The sequence below is a fragment of the Pedobacter quisquiliarum genome (genome assembly GCF_014642175.1).
GTDB lineage: Bacteria > Bacteroidota > Bacteroidia > Sphingobacteriales > Sphingobacteriaceae > Pedobacter > Pedobacter quisquiliarum.
Window position 1 is genome coordinate 261,594 of record NZ_BMIL01000005.1, and the last position, 17,594, is coordinate 279,187.

The 17,594-nt window shown below is 44.3% G+C and carries 15 protein-coding genes; 14 read left to right on the top strand and 1 reads right to left on the bottom strand.

Annotated elements, in window-relative coordinates:
- Positions 1-385: 385 nt before the first annotated feature.
- Genes rfbC through rfbA form a run of 3 tightly spaced genes read left to right on the top strand, consistent with a single transcriptional unit; the run spans position 386 to position 2,675 of the window.
- On the top strand, positions 386-937 hold the full coding sequence (rfbC, locus tag IEW69_RS09360; RefSeq protein ID WP_188626578.1) for a dTDP-4-dehydrorhamnose 3,5-epimerase: 552 nt from the start codon (positions 386-388) through the stop codon (positions 935-937).
- Positions 934-1,797 carry a dTDP-4-dehydrorhamnose reductase gene (rfbD, locus tag IEW69_RS09365; RefSeq protein WP_188626579.1) on the top strand — a complete coding sequence of 288 codons (864 nt, stop codon included), beginning with the start codon at positions 934-936 and terminating at the stop codon, positions 1,795-1,797. Before rfbC ends, rfbD begins: the two co-directional genes overlap by 4 nt.
- Positions 1,798-1,808: 11 nt before the next feature.
- Positions 1,809-2,675, top strand: coding sequence for a glucose-1-phosphate thymidylyltransferase RfbA (rfbA, locus tag IEW69_RS09370; protein ID WP_188626580.1), 867 nt, complete (start codon positions 1,809-1,811; stop codon positions 2,673-2,675).
- A 410-nt stretch (positions 2,676-3,085) separates the two neighbouring features.
- Here the strand turns inward: rfbA and IEW69_RS09375 are convergent, their stop codons facing one another.
- Positions 3,086-4,786 (bottom strand): capsule assembly Wzi family protein, encoded by a 1,701-nt coding sequence (locus IEW69_RS09375; RefSeq protein WP_188626581.1) that lies wholly within the window; start codon positions 4,784-4,786, stop codon positions 3,086-3,088.
- Between the two features lie 103 nt (positions 4,787-4,889).
- Here IEW69_RS09375 and IEW69_RS09380 point away from each other — a divergent pair, with 103 nt between their 5' ends.
- From IEW69_RS09380 to IEW69_RS09430, 11 genes are all read left to right on the top strand, one after another.
- Positions 4,890-5,942, top strand: coding sequence for a GumC domain-containing protein (locus tag IEW69_RS09380; protein ID WP_188626582.1), 1,053 nt, complete (start codon positions 4,890-4,892; stop codon positions 5,940-5,942).
- Positions 5,943-5,947: 5 nt separating this feature from the next.
- Positions 5,948-7,402, top strand: coding sequence for a flippase (locus IEW69_RS09385; RefSeq protein ID WP_188626583.1), 1,455 nt, complete (start codon positions 5,948-5,950; stop codon positions 7,400-7,402).
- 1 nt (position 7,403) lies between these two features.
- Entirely contained in the window at positions 7,404-8,219 is an 816-nt protein-coding gene (locus IEW69_RS09390) for a DUF5672 family protein (RefSeq protein WP_188626584.1), read from the top strand.
- Positions 8,203-9,186: a hypothetical protein gene (locus tag IEW69_RS09395; protein WP_188626585.1), complete on the top strand. Its 984-nt coding sequence runs from the start codon at positions 8,203-8,205 to the stop codon at positions 9,184-9,186. Before IEW69_RS09390 ends, IEW69_RS09395 begins: the two co-directional genes overlap by 17 nt.
- Entirely contained in the window at positions 9,135-10,139 is a 1,005-nt protein-coding gene (locus IEW69_RS09400) for a glycosyltransferase family 2 protein (RefSeq protein ID WP_188626586.1), read from the top strand. The genes IEW69_RS09395 and IEW69_RS09400 overlap by 52 nt, the downstream gene beginning before the upstream one ends.
- Positions 10,129-11,430, top strand: coding sequence for an O-antigen polymerase (locus IEW69_RS09405; RefSeq protein ID WP_188626587.1), 1,302 nt, complete (start codon positions 10,129-10,131; stop codon positions 11,428-11,430). Before IEW69_RS09400 ends, IEW69_RS09405 begins: the two co-directional genes overlap by 11 nt.
- Positions 11,427-12,389 (top strand): glycosyltransferase family 2 protein, encoded by a 963-nt coding sequence (locus IEW69_RS09410; RefSeq protein ID WP_188626588.1) that lies wholly within the window; start codon positions 11,427-11,429, stop codon positions 12,387-12,389. The genes IEW69_RS09405 and IEW69_RS09410 overlap by 4 nt, the downstream gene beginning before the upstream one ends.
- A gap of 250 nt (positions 12,390-12,639) precedes the next feature.
- On the top strand, positions 12,640-14,109 hold the full coding sequence (locus tag IEW69_RS09415; RefSeq protein ID WP_229663577.1) for a gliding motility protein RemB: 1,470 nt from the start codon (positions 12,640-12,642) through the stop codon (positions 14,107-14,109).
- Between the two features lie 129 nt (positions 14,110-14,238).
- Positions 14,239-15,330, top strand: a complete 1,092-nt coding sequence (locus tag IEW69_RS09420; RefSeq protein ID WP_188626589.1) for a glycosyltransferase family 4 protein — start codon at positions 14,239-14,241, stop codon at positions 15,328-15,330.
- Positions 15,327-16,379: an NAD-dependent epimerase/dehydratase family protein gene (locus tag IEW69_RS09425; protein ID WP_188626590.1), complete on the top strand. Its 1,053-nt coding sequence runs from the start codon at positions 15,327-15,329 to the stop codon at positions 16,377-16,379. The genes IEW69_RS09420 and IEW69_RS09425 overlap by 4 nt, the downstream gene beginning before the upstream one ends.
- On the top strand, positions 16,361-17,563 hold the full coding sequence (locus IEW69_RS09430) for a glycosyltransferase family protein (RefSeq protein WP_188626591.1): 1,203 nt from the start codon (positions 16,361-16,363) through the stop codon (positions 17,561-17,563). Before IEW69_RS09425 ends, IEW69_RS09430 begins: the two co-directional genes overlap by 19 nt.
- Positions 17,564-17,594 lie beyond the last annotated feature (31 nt).

Consider the following 17,594-nt stretch of genomic DNA (forward strand, 5'->3'; position numbering starts at 1 on the left):
CTTTATTGGTTCACATTTAGTACGTTGATTTGTTAATAAACTTTCATGAGGCATAGCAGGACAGCGCTATGATGTAGGGGACATAATGAATAAAAGAACATTGCCCTGATCTAATAGCTTCGTAAGATCATGGATAAAAAACTAGATCGTGCTGACGGTGATTCTGCAAAACTAATTACCTTCGTTAAGGATTTTTCTGTCCATGATCCTTGCTACGCTATTGACTCCTAGAAATTACTGTGAACTGAGCCGATCGCCAACTTTGCAATTAGAACAAGATTAGGCGAAAATAATTGAGTAGTACTAAAAACGAATTGTGGGTAGAGCACGACCTCTGGAAATAACGAATATTATAACGAAGTACAATATAAGAAACAGATTATAAATGGAAATCATCAAAACACCTCTGAATGACTGCTTTATAATAGAACCTGCTGTCTTTACAGACTCTCGGGGCTATTTTATGGAAAGCTTTAATGAACATAAATTTAATGAAGCATCGGGCTTGAACGTGCGCTTTGTACAGGACAATCAATCCTTTTCTTCAAAGGGCGTTTTAAGAGGTTTGCATTTCCAGAAAGGGGAACATGCGCAAGCTAAACTGGTGCGTGTGTTAAAAGGAGAGGTGTTAGATGTAGCAGTCGATTTAAGGCCGGGCTCTGCTACCTATGGACAGCATTACAGCGTCCGACTCTCTGAAGAAAATAAGTTGCAATTTTTCGTCCCACGAGGGTTTGCTCACGGATTTGTTGTGTTGTCTGAACAAGCTGAGTTTTTTTACAAATGTGATAATTATTATAATAAGGCCTCAGAAGGTGGTTTACACTACGCTGATCCAACTCTTAAGATAAATTGGCAGCTTCCCGAAAGCAGTTTATTGGTGTCTGACAAGGATGCAATATTACCCTTCATCTCTGAACTAAATTCTACAAGATGAGTAAAATATTAGTATTTGGTGCTTCAGGACAATTAGGAACCTGCTTAAGGTCAGTAGCAGCGAGACAAGGTATTACAGAAATTACCTTTCCAGTAGAAGGATCTGCTAATATCCTTAATAAAGAAGGTTTGAAAGCGCTGTTTGACCTGGAAAAACCTGAATTTGTGATTAACTGTGCTGCATACACAGCAGTTGATAAGGCTGAAGATGAATTAAAACTCGCAACAGATATTAACTGCGAGGGTGCTAAAAATCTTGCAGTACTTTGCAAAGATTACGCTTCCACCTTAATCCACATTTCTACAGACTTCGTATTTGAAGGTAATATCCCAAAGCTTTTGCAGGAAGAAGATATCGCATCACCGATTAGCGTATATGGTCTAACCAAATTGCAAGGTGAGCAGGCCATTGCTGCTGTAACAGGTCAATTCTATATACTTCGCACCAGCTGGTTATATTCTGAATTCGCGAACAATTTTGTTAAAACCATGCTAAAGCTTGGAGCTGATCGGGATGAACTTAAAGTAATTGCAGATCAAGTGGGTACACCTACCTACGCAATTGATCTTGCTGAAGCCATTTTTAAAATCATTGCTTCAGGAAATACTAGCTATGGAATTTATCATTATAGCAATGAAGGGGTGACATCATGGTATGATTTTGCAAAGGCCATTTTTGAACTGAGCAACACGAGCGTAAAGCTTCTCCCAATTTCCACATCGGAGTACCCAACAAAAGCCATGCGTCCGGCTTTCTCCGTGATGAACAAGCAGAAAATTAAAACGACCTTCAATCTGGATATTCCACACTGGAGAGATAGTCTTGAAAAATGTATAATAGCTTTAAATATTAACGCGTAACAAACTTAGACATGAAAGGAATTATTCTGGCCGGCGGCTCCGGCACAAGATTGCACCCATTAACTTTAGCTTGTAGTAAACAAATGATGCCGGTTTACGATAAGCCGATGATCTATTACCCGCTTTCTATTCTGATGCTTGCAGGGATTCGTGAAGTCCTGATCATCTCAACACCACATGATCTTCCTCAATTCGAGAAACTGCTTGGAGATGGCTCCAGAATCGGCTGTAAATTCAGCTATGCGGTACAGGAAGAACCTAATGGACTCGCACAGGCATTTGTGATTGGTGAAAAATTTATAGGGGATGACAGTGTTGCATTGATTCTGGGTGATAACATCTTTTATGGTGATGGACTTTCACGTCTCTTACAGGATTTGAGTGAACCTCAAGGTGGAGTTGTATTTGCATATCAGGTTTCAGACCCAGAACGTTATGGTGTAGTAGAATTTGATGAGCATAAAGTAGCCGTTTCGATTGAGGAAAAACCAGCCAGTCCAAAGTCCAATTATGCAGTTCCAGGTTTATACTTTTATGACAATACCGTTGTAGAAATTGCAAAAAGCATTCCGATGTCTACAAGGGGGGAATATGAAATAACAGATGTTAATAAGGTTTATCTGGAGCAGGGCCGCTTGAAAGTCGGTGTTCTTAGCCGTGGAACGGCATGGCTGGACACCGGAACATTCAGTTCCCTAATGCAGGCTGGTGAATTTGTACAGGTGATTGAAGAGCGTCAGGGCTTAAAGATCGGATGTATAGAAGAAGTAGCCTTCCGAATGGGATACATCAATACGGAAGAGCTAAAAGCGATTGCTGCTCCACTTGTAAAAAGTGGCTACGGTCAATATTTAATGAAGCTTGAAAAAAATAAGTAGTCTGCTATTATCTCGTTGAAAATTCATGAAGGTTCGTTTAGGCCTGTGTCGTCTCTAGATGATAACAGGTCTCAACGAACTTTCTATGAGATTCAAAACCAGCGCAACTATCAACCAAGTGCTTGGATTCTTGATCGATTACGCATATGATGAACTTTCCTTTGTTAGACAAGGCTTTAATTTCTTTGTGGAGCGCAAATGAATTCTGAACATTGAGGGTCTTGTACCCTGTTGTTACGTCTAGATATATAATGGTTAGCATATGATCTTTCATCTGGTTACCTAAATGTACCAATTTAATTTTTCACGAAAGGCTACACTTTGATTACATAATGACCTGGAATTTTCTCAAAATTTCTTATTATGATAATCTAATTATTTGAAATATAAGCCGGATAAATCTTAATGTACTACCACAAATACATTAATCCCACCTTCAGCTGGACATTATTGACGTCCTTCTTATTCCACTCCCAGTAATCATCTGGCCCTTCTTCCCATTGATATTGATAATTTAAGGATTTGATGTAAGTGAACTGTGAGTTCAGCACAAAGTTCTTATAGTTCCATGCGAACTTGCCGGCTACCGAAAGGTCAACCCAATGACGGTTAATGTAAAGATTCTTATCCAGAGAAGCATAAGCGAAGTTGAAGAACAAGTCGTTGTTGTTCACCAGACGCTCAAACTGAATGCCTATTTTCTTTAGCCCCTTTACCCAGCTAACATCCAGCGACTGCAGGTTACTGCCAGGACCTATGCCAGCACCAAGTACCTGACCTCTGTTTGTATAGCCGTCTCTTACCTGATAATGGTTATACCAGGTTTCGCTTGCGCGCAAATCACGGGTCTTGGATTTTTCTAACTGTGTAAGCTCTACGCCCAGTTGAATGTATTCGTCATAACGTTCCAGCGGAATCAGCTTTCTAAAGCCAACAACATAGGCACGGGTGTGCTCCGGTTCAACAATTGCGTCCCGGATATCATACGAATGGTCATTGCGTCCGTATTGAAAATAGACTTCAGCTTTGCTTTCAGGTAAGACATACCTGGTGAAGAATGAAATGTATTGATCTCTCCCAGCAGCATCATCTGTATTGGTGCCGTCATCTGCCACATAGGCGGACTTTTGAACAGAAGCAAAGATTGGGAAGTAGTCTCCAAATTTCCGGCCCATATCTCGGCGGTTCACGATGAAGGTTCTGTCAAAGCCAAGGAAAAGGTTCGGAACCCATTTTGGCTGATAGGTGAGGGCCATTCCGGAAATGTAACGCCAATCTTTTGGTCGCTTCCTGTATTCAAAACCTTCCGGTACTTCTATGCCCGATTGGTCTAACCGGCCGCCAATAATCTGTGCTTCAAAAGATCCGATATACGTTTCGATTGGACGCACCGTGTTTAAGGTGAAATGTTTGAATCCCGGGGCATTGTTACTCATCAACAGCGAATTTCTATTGCCCGGTCCCCACCATAGGTTCTCATTGGAATAGCCCACGGAAAACGGACCTGCAGTTAGCCTGATGCTGCTTTGTCCCCAGTTTACTTTGTTGTAAGCATCATTGCCATAACGATCCGGCAAGTCTATCGTATTGTAGTAGTTCGCAATAGAGGTATTCCAGAAAACACCATTTGGCGCTTCACTGAGTTCCTGAAAGTCTTTGTTTTCCGCATATACATATTCCGGTCTTAACTGCACACTTAACGGACCAACTTTCGCGAAAATGCCCGCCGAAACCTGTGATTGGTAGCCTTTGGCTTGTACCATCGATCCATCGTTCATGCCATAAGGGTGGTGTGAGTTGAACTGCTGCTGGGTGACAACCGGAAGCAGGTAAACTTCTGTCTTGAACCGCTTGTTCAAAAAGATGGGTTTCCTGAAGTCTTTAAGGCTGTAGCTGTCTTCACCTTCATCAAGGGCCATGTCCGGCGCATTTGACAGGTGCAGCGGCCGGATCATGTAAGAGCTTTTTACCGGGTCCAGCCCTAGTAATTGCTGCCGCCGGTAGGCATCTTCGACGTTTTCTAAAATGCCAACAGGCAGCGTTTGTCCAAGCAAATTGCTGCAGAGCGAGGTTATTAACAGGAGCGCGCTAAGGATGTGTTTGAGTTTCATTAATTTACAGGAAGTCTTTGATTGAGTGGGGGCAAGTTAAAAAATAAAAACGCATTCCCAACCATGCTTTAAAAGCTTATATTTGTTTCTTAACGCGGTTTTAATGAATGGTCAGGATGTTCAGGAGATCACATTGAATGATCTTGTACTGAAATTATATGAATGGTACAGCTATCTCAAATCCCGATGGCTTTTACTGGTACTAGCAGGCACTGTCGGAATTACATTGGGTTATACCTATGCTTTCCTTAAAAAGCCCCGCTATGAAGCCGTGGCCACCTTCGCACTTGAAGATTCCGGCTCCTCCGGATCTATAGGGCAATACGCAGGGCTCGCATCCATGATTGGTCTCGACATCGGTGGTGGCGGCGGTGGGATCTTCCAGGGTGACAACATCATTGAACTGTATAAGAGCCGGGCCATGATTCAGCAAACCTTGCTTTCTGTAGCCAATTTTGATGGTAAAAACCAGCTCCTTGTGGAAAGATACCTGGCATTTAATGGTCTGGAAAAAGATCCCGATGGTAAGCCGCACCCGGATTTCCAGGTACCCGCCAATCAGCGCTTTTCCAGGGTTCAGGATAGTCTGCTCGGAGAGGTCGTTAACCGCATCAGTACAGAAAACCTGATGGTCGCCAAGCCCGACAAGAAATCCTCTGTAATTCGCGTACAGTTCACCTCTAAAGATGAACTCTTCGCTAAAACATTTACCGATTACATCATCCAGAATGTAAGTGACTACTACGTTACTTCTAAAACGAAAAAGTCCTCACGCAATGTTGCGGTGCTGCAAAGACAAACGGACTCTGTAAGAAGGATGCTTAACGGTAACATCACGCAGATTGCCACTTCTGTGGATGCCAATCCCAACCCGAACTTAGCACGCCAGGTGCTTCGCGTCCCCTCACAACGCCGGCAGATTGATGCGGAAGCCAACAAAGCCATCCTCGTGGAACTGGTGAAAAATCTTGAGCTTTCAAAAATTGCACTCTTGAAAGAAACACCACTTATACAAGTTGTTGACGTACCCATATTACCCCTTAAAAAGGTGGTGCCGGGCAAGCTTTCCTGCATGTTTATCGGCGGCTTTGTACTCGTGATGCTTACTGCAGTTACGCTGCTGCTCAGAAGGGGCCTTAAAAGCATCGTTGGATAAGGCTTATGTCGGTATTCAAAAAGAACCTCTTCTACAATACGCTCTTATCGATTTCCCAGGTGCTCTTTCCACTGATTACCTTTCCATACTCCTCCAGAATACTCGGCCCGGAAGGTATGGGCGCGGTGAACTTCGCGGATAACTTCACTACCTATTTTTTGCTCGTTGCGGCACTTGGTATACCCTTGTACGGCGTCCGGGAGATTGCCAAAGTAAAGGACAACCCAGCCGCTTTGTCCAAAGTGTTCTCCGAATTGTTGTTTATACACCTGGCAACATCACTGATTGCAGTGGTGATATTATTTGGCCTGAGCTATTCGATCGGCCGCCTTCGATCCGACTTCGCATTGTACCAGATCGGCATGAGTGTGGTGCTGGGCAGCGTGTTTATTGCGGAATGGTTCTTTCAGGGTACTGAGCAGTTTAAATATATTGCCATCCGCTCCGTTGCCATTCGCCTTTTTACCATAATTCTCCTTTTTCTGCTGGTCCATACCCCCGAAGACAAAACGCTCTTTTATGGCTTAAACCTCCTGGCTGTCGTGCTTGCCGCTATGGCCAATATGTATGCCATTCGCCGCATGGTGAAACTTACTTTTCGGGAACTCTCCTTTAAGCGGCATTTCCGGCCTTTGCTGATCATTTTTTCCAACAGCGTGGTGACCACCATTTACCTGGTGTTTGATACGATTATACTCGGATTCATCACCTCGGATCAGCACGTGGGTTACTATTCGGCTTCCATGCGGATCAGCAAACTTTCGCTTGCAGTGATCGGCGCATTGTCGGCAGTTCTGCTGCCCAGACTCACCATGGCATTTCAGAACAAAAACTTCGATGAAGCGGGGGTTTTGCTGGATAAGTCCATAAACTTCGTCATCTTTTTGAGTATTCCGATTGCACTGGGCACGCTATGTTTATCCCGGGAGATCATTCTCTTGTTCGCTGGCAACCAGTACCTGCCTGCAGTGTTGTCCTTACAGGTGCTCTGCTTTATTGTGATCTTTGTCGGCATTGCTCAGGTGTTCAGTCACCAGATCCTGCTGCCCATGCATATGGAGAAAATGATCCTGTATGCCTCCATTATTGGTGTGCTGGTAAGTCTGCTGCTTAATTTTACCTTGATCCCCATATTTAAACATGTCGGTGCAGCAATGAGCTCCCTGGCTACAGAAGCCGTCGTGACCATCGTGCTGTTTCTCTTCGTACGTAAGGCCGTAAAATTTGCTTTCCCATTTATGGCTTTAATACAAAGTGTGCTAACCTGCGGCGTCTTCTTTATCATCAAGTATGCGGTGTTGCAGCTCACCCATCACGCGGTTGCAGTCATACTGCTGACGGCCTTTTTATCTGCATTAACCTATCTGCTCTGCCAGGTGTTTATATGGAAGAATAAACATGTGCTGGACATCCTGTCGGGAATCGGTATTTTTAGCTTTCTAAAAAAAGGAGATTTATAGCATGATGAAGCGGGCCTGTGTGCTTATTCCAATATATAAGAGTCAGTGGTCGGCCTATGAAGCGATTTCCTTTTCGCAATGTACTCAGGTGCTGTCGGATTATGATATCTTTCTCATCATGCCTGAGGTCCTGGAAGCGGAAGTAAAAGCACATCCGTTAGTAAGGGCGCAGCAGCTGGGTTTCAAAACCTTCGACAATGCCTTCTTCCGCGATATTCCGGCCTATAACCGGCTGTTAAAATCCCTTGGTTTTTACAAAGCCTTCTTGGATTATGAATTTATGCTGATCCACCAACTGGATGCATTTGTGTTTAGAGATGAACTTCAATATTGGTGTGATCAGAACTACGATAGCATTGGTGCACCGCTTTTTGAAGGACATGATACCGCCGGCAAGAACAGCGCAATCATCGGTCAGGGTAATGGCGGTTTCTGCCTGCGTAAGGTGAAGAGCTGTTATGAGGTGGTGACCCACTACCGGTACTTAAATTTTAAACGTGCTTTTGACGATGCCAATCCACCCTTTTATAAGCGCTTGTACCGCTATATGAAACATGACCTGCTTTTCAATTGGTCCGGCTATCCTTTTCAGCCGATCATCAATGAAGATCTGTTCTGGGCAGAATTGGTGCCTAAGGTATTTCCGGATTTTAAAGTACCCGAACCGGCCAAAGCCATCCCGTTCAGCTTTGAAGTAAATCCTGATGTACTGCTGAAGTTAAACCGGTACGAACTGCCATTTGGTTGTCATGCCTGGTGGAAATATGATCTTGAATTCTGGAGAAAACACATTGAAGCATATGGATATAAATTATAGAAAGATCCGCCTGCTGGAACAACAGGACAAGGAATATTTCCTCGACTGTGTAGATGAACTGTATGCAACCATTGAAGCAGATGCTTCTTTCCAGGTGGAGCGGAAAGTGCTTCGGTACAGCAGGGCGAAAGATCGGCTCATCCGCTTGCTACGCAAGTTTCCTCTATTGAACCGCCTTCGTCCGGCTACCCTGAACCGCAAAACCATCAATTTCGCTTCCATAATCAGCGGTGATTTCAAGCTGTTTCTGCCGGATGGATTTCTTTCACGCAACAATTACATCTATATGTATGATGTATGGCCCCGCTTCCATGAATGGATCTTTCCCATGCTGGATTTCTTCAACATCCGCTTTGTATTCTTTTCTTCGAAGCAGGTGTTTGAGGATCACTGCCGGAAATACCCGCAAAGCAAATGTAAAAGCATGTGGCTTCCGGAAGCCATAAAGGCCGACGACTACCATTTTGAAAGTTATGCCAACAAGGATATTGACGTGCTGGAGTTTGGCCGCCTCTATGAAGCCTATCATGCGCGCATTGCGGAGGCCCTGAAAAGCAATGGCAGCAATCATGTTTACCGGAAAACGGGGGAGGCCTTGCTGTTCCCGGATAAAGCTTATTTTGTACGCGGACTTGCCCGTGCAAAGATCACCGTATGTGTGCCTTCAAACATCACGCACCCCGAACGTGCAGAATACATCTCCACCATGACGCTACGGTATCTACAGGCCATGGCCTCCAAAGTGCTGATTGTTGGCATCATGCCCATGGATATGAAAGCGCTTTTCCCTTATACCCCCATCGTGGAAATCGACATGGACCATGCCGCCGATCAGTTGTTGGAGGTGCTGGAAAACTATGATCAGTATATCCCGTTAATTGAACGGAATTATTTAGAAGTGGTAAATCAGCACCAATGGCAGAACCGCTGGGCCGTGATGAAATCAATAATAGAGGTCAACATATGAGTACGCCTGTAATTTCAATCATTGTACCAGCGTACAACTATGCACGCTACCTGCGCGCTGCCCTAAACAGCGTTTCAGAGCAGTCCTTTACCAACTGGGAATGCATCATCGTGGACGATGGTTCGACAGATGATACCGAAGTCGTCGTTGGCGATTTCATTAGCAAACATCCTGATCAGCAATTCCGGTATGTTTACATCCCGAATTCGGGCACATCGGTTGCAAAGAATACCGGGATAGATTTTGCACGTGGCAAGTACATTCAATTTCTGGATGCGGATGACCTCCTCAGCCCCGAAAAACTTGCCATACAATTTGCAATTATGGAGTCCAGGGATTGTGCACTTGTTTTTTCAAGTGCCAGATTCTTCAACGATGGGCAGGAGGCGCAGGAATTTACGAACCACTATCCTGAAGGATTTCTCGCGGAAGCGACGCTTGAAAATGGAACACTGCTGGCGGCATTGATTAAGAACAATGTCGTAACCATCAGCAGCCCGCTGGTGCATAAGGATCTGCTTGTGGCCGCCGGTAATTTCCAGCTGGAGCTGAATAATAATGAAGACTGGTTGCTCTGGTTCAGGATTGCGTTGTTGAAACCGATCTTTATCTTTGATGGAAATGACAGATCTTACGCTAAAATCAGAATTCACCCCAATAGCGCAATGAAAGTTCATCTGAACATGTATCTCGGTGAGGTGGTGGTCCGCAAAGCAATGGATGCTGCATTACATAAACTTAATACGCTTGCGGACAGGCATACTTTGCTGCGCCTGAACAAGGATATGCTTGCCCTGCACCGCGTCCGGTCGCTGGAATGGTCAAAGGGCTGGGCTTATATTCTCCGGGAGTTTATTAAACATCCCAGTCACCGTGCAGAGCTGTTAGGCCATGGCCTTTTTAAATCTGCAGCAAGAATGGTCAGATACTTTAAACCGGGAAATGGAACATAAAGTTACTTTACTTATTTGTGCGATCGCCTGCCTGATTGGGATTGATGTAATGCTCTGCCTGCGTTATGCCGCCTGGGGCTGTACGCTTGCGGAATTGCTGCCATTCTTGTTTTTCCTGATACTTTCCGAGGCCTTGATCTTGTACTCGATATATGCGTTCAAAGAGCTGATCAATCCTTTCTCAGTCTACGGTATCTTCGTGTATATCACCGGATTTTCATTTTTAATCATATCCGACCGGCAACATGCCTATAGCCCACTCTTTATGGGCATCATCCTGTTGAGTATAGCCTCCTTTATCGCTGGGGGCATGGCCGCATATAAAACAAAAAAGCTCACTTTCAGAAACATAATTCCGACGCTGAGCCCCAAACTGAGCTTTGCATTTTTGCTTTGCTTACTCCTTGCCGGTATTGGCGTGTTTGTAATGGAGATCCGTCAGCTCGGCTACCTGCCCATCCTGAACCTTGGTAACACCGCCCTGTATGATGAGCTGAACCAAAATCCGGTTACGCCGCTGCACAATTTTATTCTCTTAAATTCCGTGTTGCCCGCCATGTTTTACATCACCTATAAACGTCGCCTGATCCCTTTTTGGGTATTCCTGGCATGCAGCATCGTCAGTGCCTTCATCATTGTGAACTTTTTCAGCAGGCAGGTTATCGTACTTTTCTTCTTTTCTATGCTCATCGGGGTGTCATATTACCGTAAGATTTCGATATTGAAGCTCCTGTCCATTGCAGCAGTGTGTGTAATTTTGTTCATTATTCTGGGACAACTTCGTGGTGGTGCGGCGGAGGAGTCTACGCTCACTTCTGTTAACGACTTCCTTAAGCAGTATTCCGGAATTGACAAGCCTTCAAATATTTTTGAAACCTACCTCTCCTTATATGGTGGACTGAATTTTACAACAGGAAATAACATTGCAGAAATCTCTGTTTACGACAATTATATAGGCTACGGGGCCTATGCGCTGCGTCCAGCTGTCGGCGTGCTACCTGTAGATACCGAAGCGATCTATCCTATGAAGTACAGCGCTTACTCCTTATTAGGTACGTATATGATTGATCCTTTCCTTGATTTTCGCTGGTTCGGGGTTTTCGCATTTAATTTCTTATACGGTTTTTTGTCCATGAACTCCTTCAAAAATTATCTAAACAGAGGTTCGCCGTACTATATTGTTGAATGGTCACTATTTGTATTTTGTGTATTTATGTGTAGTTTTACGAACTACTTCAATTTATTCTTTGTCGTATTCTTTTTTATAATTAATCGATTGGCTATAAAATGACAGTGACAATTTTGATGGCAACCTTTAATGGTGCAAAATACGTTGCAGAACAACTCGACAGTATTCTTGCACAAACTCATCAAGATTGGGCGCTGATCATCCGTGACGATTTGTCAACAGATCAAACCCCCTCCATCATTCAACGATACGCTGAAGCAGACAGCCGGATTAAAGTCTTGTCTGGAAAAGGAAAACATGGATCGGCAACCCTGAATTTTAGTGTCCTTTTTGATTATGCGCATAGCTTGGATACACCTTATCTCATGTTTGCGGATCAGGATGATGTCTGGAAGCCTAATAAAATAAAAAACTCCCTGCAGTTTATTCAGGAACGGGAACGGACAGCAAAGCCTTCAGATCCCATTCTCGTTTACGGCGCCCTGGAATATGTGGATGAAGCAGCCAACATCATTCCGCAAAAGATCAGGATGCCGGAATCACTCGACTTTAAAATGCTGCTGGCGGAAAATCATGCCTACGGATGCACGATGATCTTTAACCGGGCGCTGTTACAGCAGATCGGCCACATACCGGATAGCGCAGAAAACCACGACTACTGGGTAGCTTTAGTGGCCACCGCGATGGGTAAAGCCGTTCTGAATCCTGAGAAGCTGATCTTTTACCGGCAACATTCAAGTAATGCAAGTGGTGGTGTAGCACGTAACCGTATATCGTCACGAATTCATCGATATATCAAACAGGTAGATTTTTTACTCCCAGTGTTTGTTAAAAACTATAAGATGATCAACACTTTCTACTGGGGTTATAAAGAAAGGCTTGATGAAAATATTAAACAACTCCTTGCGGGTTACATCAAAGCCTATAAAACCGATATGCTTTCCCTGATGATCTTCATGGTGCGTCACAACTTCAGGAAGTTAGGCATGATGCAAACCCTGGCACACTATTATACGCTGGTACAGCTGAGGAGGAAGGTTCTTACGCGTGCAGAGCAATGAAGATGCATACCCGTTCTTGAAAAATAAATTAACTTTGCAAGCTTTCGTTTCTACACTTAAATGTAATCATCCTCGATTGTACCTAATTAAATACATGAGTCCCTTTAGAGTAATAAGTTTTTGTTGTCTTTTATTAGCCGGAATAAGTTCCCCCAGCCGGGCACAAGATCAAACCCCGAATGTCAACATCCCATATTCGTATCAATTTTATCAAAAGCTTAATAAGCAAGCTTACGATGTAAACAGCAGTATGCATTCCTCAGTTCGCAGTTTCTATGCGGATGATACCACGTTAGTGGCCCGGTACAAGGAATTGATGAACCAGGGTACAGACAGCAACGTTTACCGGAAGTGGTTACGCCGGAAAATTACAGATGAGCATTTACTCCGTTTTAGATCGGAAGATTATGACTTCTATGCCGACTTCCTCCCGGATCTTCAGATTGGACGCGAATTTAATGATCAGCAGAATACCTGGCGCAACACCCGTGGATACCAGATCGGAGGTACAATAGGTGATAAGATTTCCTTCTATACTAACGGATATGAAAGTCAGGCAGTGTTTCCGAACTATGTTACGAATTTCATCAACACCAACAAGGTTGTGCCTTCAGAAATGTCGGGAAAGCTGGATAACCGGGTAAAGGACTGGGCCTATGTCACTGCATTAATCTCTTATACCCCGAATAAATTTCTGAACCTTGCACTGGGTTATGATAAAAATTTTATTGGCGACGGTTACCGCTCAATGCTGCTATCCGATGTGGCGGCAAACTACTCTTTTGCCAGGATCCGTGCTACCGTTGGCAATGTTCAATATCAAACCATATTCTCTTACATGATTGATAATGGTGCAACACCTTTAACATCAGATCGCAGGTTGGGCTCAAGAGGGAAATGGAATGCGATGCACTATCTCGATTGGAACGTAAACAACCGGCTTTCGCTTGGACTATTCCAGGCCGTAACATGGGCAGATGCAGAGCCGGAAGGGAAAAGAGGCTTTGATTTTAACTATATTCATCCATTTGTATTTATACGCCCGATAGAAGGGGCAAACGGAATTTCACCCGACAAGCTACGTCTGGGCCTGAATGCTAAATATGAACTCCTGAAGAAAACAGCGCTTTATGGGCAATTTATGCTGGAAGAATTCTCAGGCGAAAACTTTTTCTCCGGCAATGGTTACTGGGCAAATAAATGGGCCGTACAACTCGGTTTCAGGGGTTCTGACTTGTTTAAAGTTGATAAACTAAACTATCTTGCGGAGTTTAATACCGCAAAACCATATACTTATTCGCACTTTCAGCGTATTACAAGCTATTCGGGGATGAGTCAACCGCTTGCACATCCATTAGGTGCAAATTTCCGGGAGTTTGTAGGCTTGCTTAATTACAGCTATCGACGCTTTGACTTCCAGGCGAAAGCTATTTATGCCAGGTATGGTCTTGACCCTGAAGGTCAAAATTACGGGGGAAACATTTTCCTGCCTTATGAAACCAGAGTTTCGGAATTTGGCAACTACGTCGGGCAGGGCCTTAAAACTGATCTGCGCTTTTTTGAGGGCAGTATCGCTTATCTGCTTAATCCGAAGTACAACCTTCGGCTGGAGCTCGGTGCCGTGCTTAGAAACGAACGTTCAGTCAATTTCAAAGAAAAAACAAACCTGATTACCTTCGGCCTCCGTAGTGCTTTCCGAAACCTGTACCAGGATTTCTGATCCATGCCTGCTTCAGTTCATGACGCTGTAAAAACTTAAATAACCATTATTGTTTATCCTGCATTTGTTTATAGCTTTGCGCCTCCATTTGCAGGAACATCAGGATGGTATTTTAGTGACCCTTAATTCATGACAGATAAAAAGCCCGTTCAAGTATATTTTGACAATTGCATCTTCGCGCTACAGAAAATCGGGGGTATTAGTCTCGTTTTTAAGGAGTTGTTGAACTTGCTAAAACGAGACAAAAACGTTGAGGTACATATGTTGCTGAATGGGCTGGCAGATGATAATTTGTTCTTTAAAGAGGTGATTCAGGGGATTGAAACTGAACATGAACCGAAAGTGCCAGGGGCGTTAACACAGTTCATGCCCTTATTAAAGAAGCTTCCCGCTGGTGCAATTTTTCATTCCAGCTATTATCGCTATACCTTCCAGAAAAACCTCAAACGGGTAATTACCATCCATGATCTGGGCTACGAACGCAGGATCATGCAAATGGGCATCAAACGCGCTGTTAACATCTTCTTTAAGAAAATTGCCATCAGAAATGCGGATGCCATCATCTGTGTCTCGGAAACAACACGTGATGACCTCTACCTTTTCTATCCAGATCTTTTGAAAGGTAAGACGGTCAAGGTGATCTACAATGGCCTTTCGCCAGAATTCCTTAGTTCACAAGAACCGCCAGTACCACTACAGCATAAGTACATTTTGTACGTGGGTGGCCGGCAACATTATAAAAACTTTGAACAGCTTGTGCTGGCCATGCGCGATTTACCGGAATATCAGCTTGTCATCGCTGGTGGCGGTAACTTATCTGATACGCATGCGGCACTCTTAAAGACCCAGCTGAAGTCCCGGTTTCAGGTTTGTGCTGATTTAAGCACCGAGGCCTTGAGGTCACTCTATGCCGCCGCATTTTGTCTGGTTTATCCTTCTTCCTACGAAGGTTTTGGTCTTCCGGTCATTGAAGCCATGGCATCCGGTTGTCCGGTCGTAACTTGTGATAATTCCTGTTTACGAGAAGTTTCCGGCGGTGCAGCCGTTTTAATACCTGAACCCGGGCCTGCTGCAATTGTCGACGGCATTTTAATGCTAAATGATCCTGCATTACGGACGGACCTTATTGAAAAGGGCAAATTACATGCTGCAAAATTTTCATGGGAACGAACGGTTAATGCAACGGTAGATTTATATAACGAATTGATTGAAAAGAAATGAAAAAGAGAATATTAGTGACAGGCTCGTCTGGTTTAATCGGATCTGAAGTTTGTAAACACTTTAATAATTTGGGCTGGGAAATTCATGGCGTAGACAACAACCAGCGGGAGGTTTTCTTTGGCAGCCAGGGCAATACGCGATGGAACCAGGGCCGGCTTGAACAAACACTGGAGAGCTTTAAACATCATGAGCTGGATATCAGGGATCGTCAGGGTGTGATAGATCTGATTCAGTTTGTGAAACCGGACGCGATTGTACATACCGCCGCGCAGCCAAGTCACGACCGCGCAGCAGCCATTCCCTTTGATGACTTTGATACCAATGCCGTGGGTACTTTTAACTTGTTGGAAGCTACACGACAATACAGCTTAACGGTGCCCTTCGTCCATATGTCGACCAATAAAGTTTATGGTGATGCACCAAATGAAATTGAGATGAATGAACTGGAAACCCGGTACGACTATGCAGATTCGGCATATGAATTTGGTATTCCTGAACACTTCAGGATCGATCAGACCAAACACTCCTTGTTCGGTGCTTCAAAGGTTTCGGCCGACATCTCTGTGCAAGAATATGGTCGCTACTTTAACATGCCGACCGTATGTCTGAGAGGTGGCTGCTTAACCGGGCCAAACCATTCTGGTGTGGAACTGCATGGCTTTCTGAGCTATTTAATCAAATGTAATCTGGAAGGTAAAGAATACACCGTTTTTGGATATAAAGGCAAGCAGGTTCGTGACAACATCCACTCTTACGATGTTGCCCGCTTTATTGAAGAATTTATCAATAGCCCCAGGGTTGCAGAAGTTTATAACCTGGGTGGCGGTAAGGACAACACCTGCTCTATTTTAGAAGCATTTGGCATTATCAGCAAGATCAGTGGTAAGGAAATGAAGTACAAATATGTGGATACCAACAGGATTGGGGATCACATTTGCTACTACAGTGACCTGCGCAAGATGAAAGCACATTATCCAAACTGGGATATCACCAAGTCGCTGCAGGCAACCTTTGAGGAAATATATCAATCATGGTTGGAAAGAAACTAAAGGTCTATACCTGTAGTAATGTTGCGATGGATTACTTCATTTTTCTATCGGAAACGATAAAGAATGCAGGTTATGAAGTAGAGCCATTATACCTGGTTTCTGAGGGTTCTTACCGTAGAAACGGAAAGAACCTGGGCCTGAAAAAGGCTTACCTGCGCTTTCAGATGTATGTGGGTTATCCTTTATACCTGGTTTACAAAGTACTGACGGCGCGACGCAACAGTTGCTTCGTCGTGACCAGCAACACCTTTTATGCGCCATATTTGGTGAAGCGCCTTGCCGGCTTGAAGAAAGCGAAGGTAATACACCTGCTGTACGATCTTTACCCGGACGCCATAGAAGTCGCCGGCATGATCCGCAATGACTCCTCGACTTCGAAAACGATCGGGAGCATCATGCAGAAGATCCAGGCAAAATGTGATGCCACCGTTTACCTGGGAGAATACCTGAAACAACATGCGGAAGGCCGCTGGGGCCGCGCTGCGGTGTCCAAAGTTATTGACATCTCCACCGACCTTGCATTATTCAAGCAGCCCTTTAAACAGGTGCTACAAAGTAAAAAGCTAATTCTACATTACGGCGGGCAGTTGGGGCATTTACACGATGCCGAGTCGCTCATAGAATCTGTTAAATACGTGCTGGGCTCTGATCTGGCGGATAAGGTGGAATTCAACTTTTATGTAAGTGGCGCACAGGCACAACACCTGGCGGAGTCATTAAGTGCCTATCCGGTCAAAATTATTTCTGCAGTTCCAAGTATGCAATGGCGTTTGGATATTGCCGAATTCCATGTGGGCATGGTTTCCTTGAGTACAGGGGGGGCAAGCGTCTGCTTACCGAGTAAGACCTATGGCATGATGGCCGGTGGAATGGCCATACTCGCGATCTGTCCGCGCTGGAGTGATCTGGCAACGCTTGTTCAAAGCAACAATGCCGGCTGGGTGGTAAATAATTCGACATTCGATACAGCAGCGGCACTACAGGTAGGGGATTACCACAACAATTTGAATTCGCGTCGCACGACAAGCGACATCGTGCTTGATTTCTACACTACCTTGAAAGATGTGCTCTCGGACGAGCAGCGACTCGCAAGCATGCGCGCAAATGCATTTTCAGGTATGAGAGCGCATTATGATCTCATGGCCCTAAGCAATAAGTGGGAAGATTTGATTGAAACGCTTTAGTATTAAAGCACAACATTAAAAAAAGGCAAAC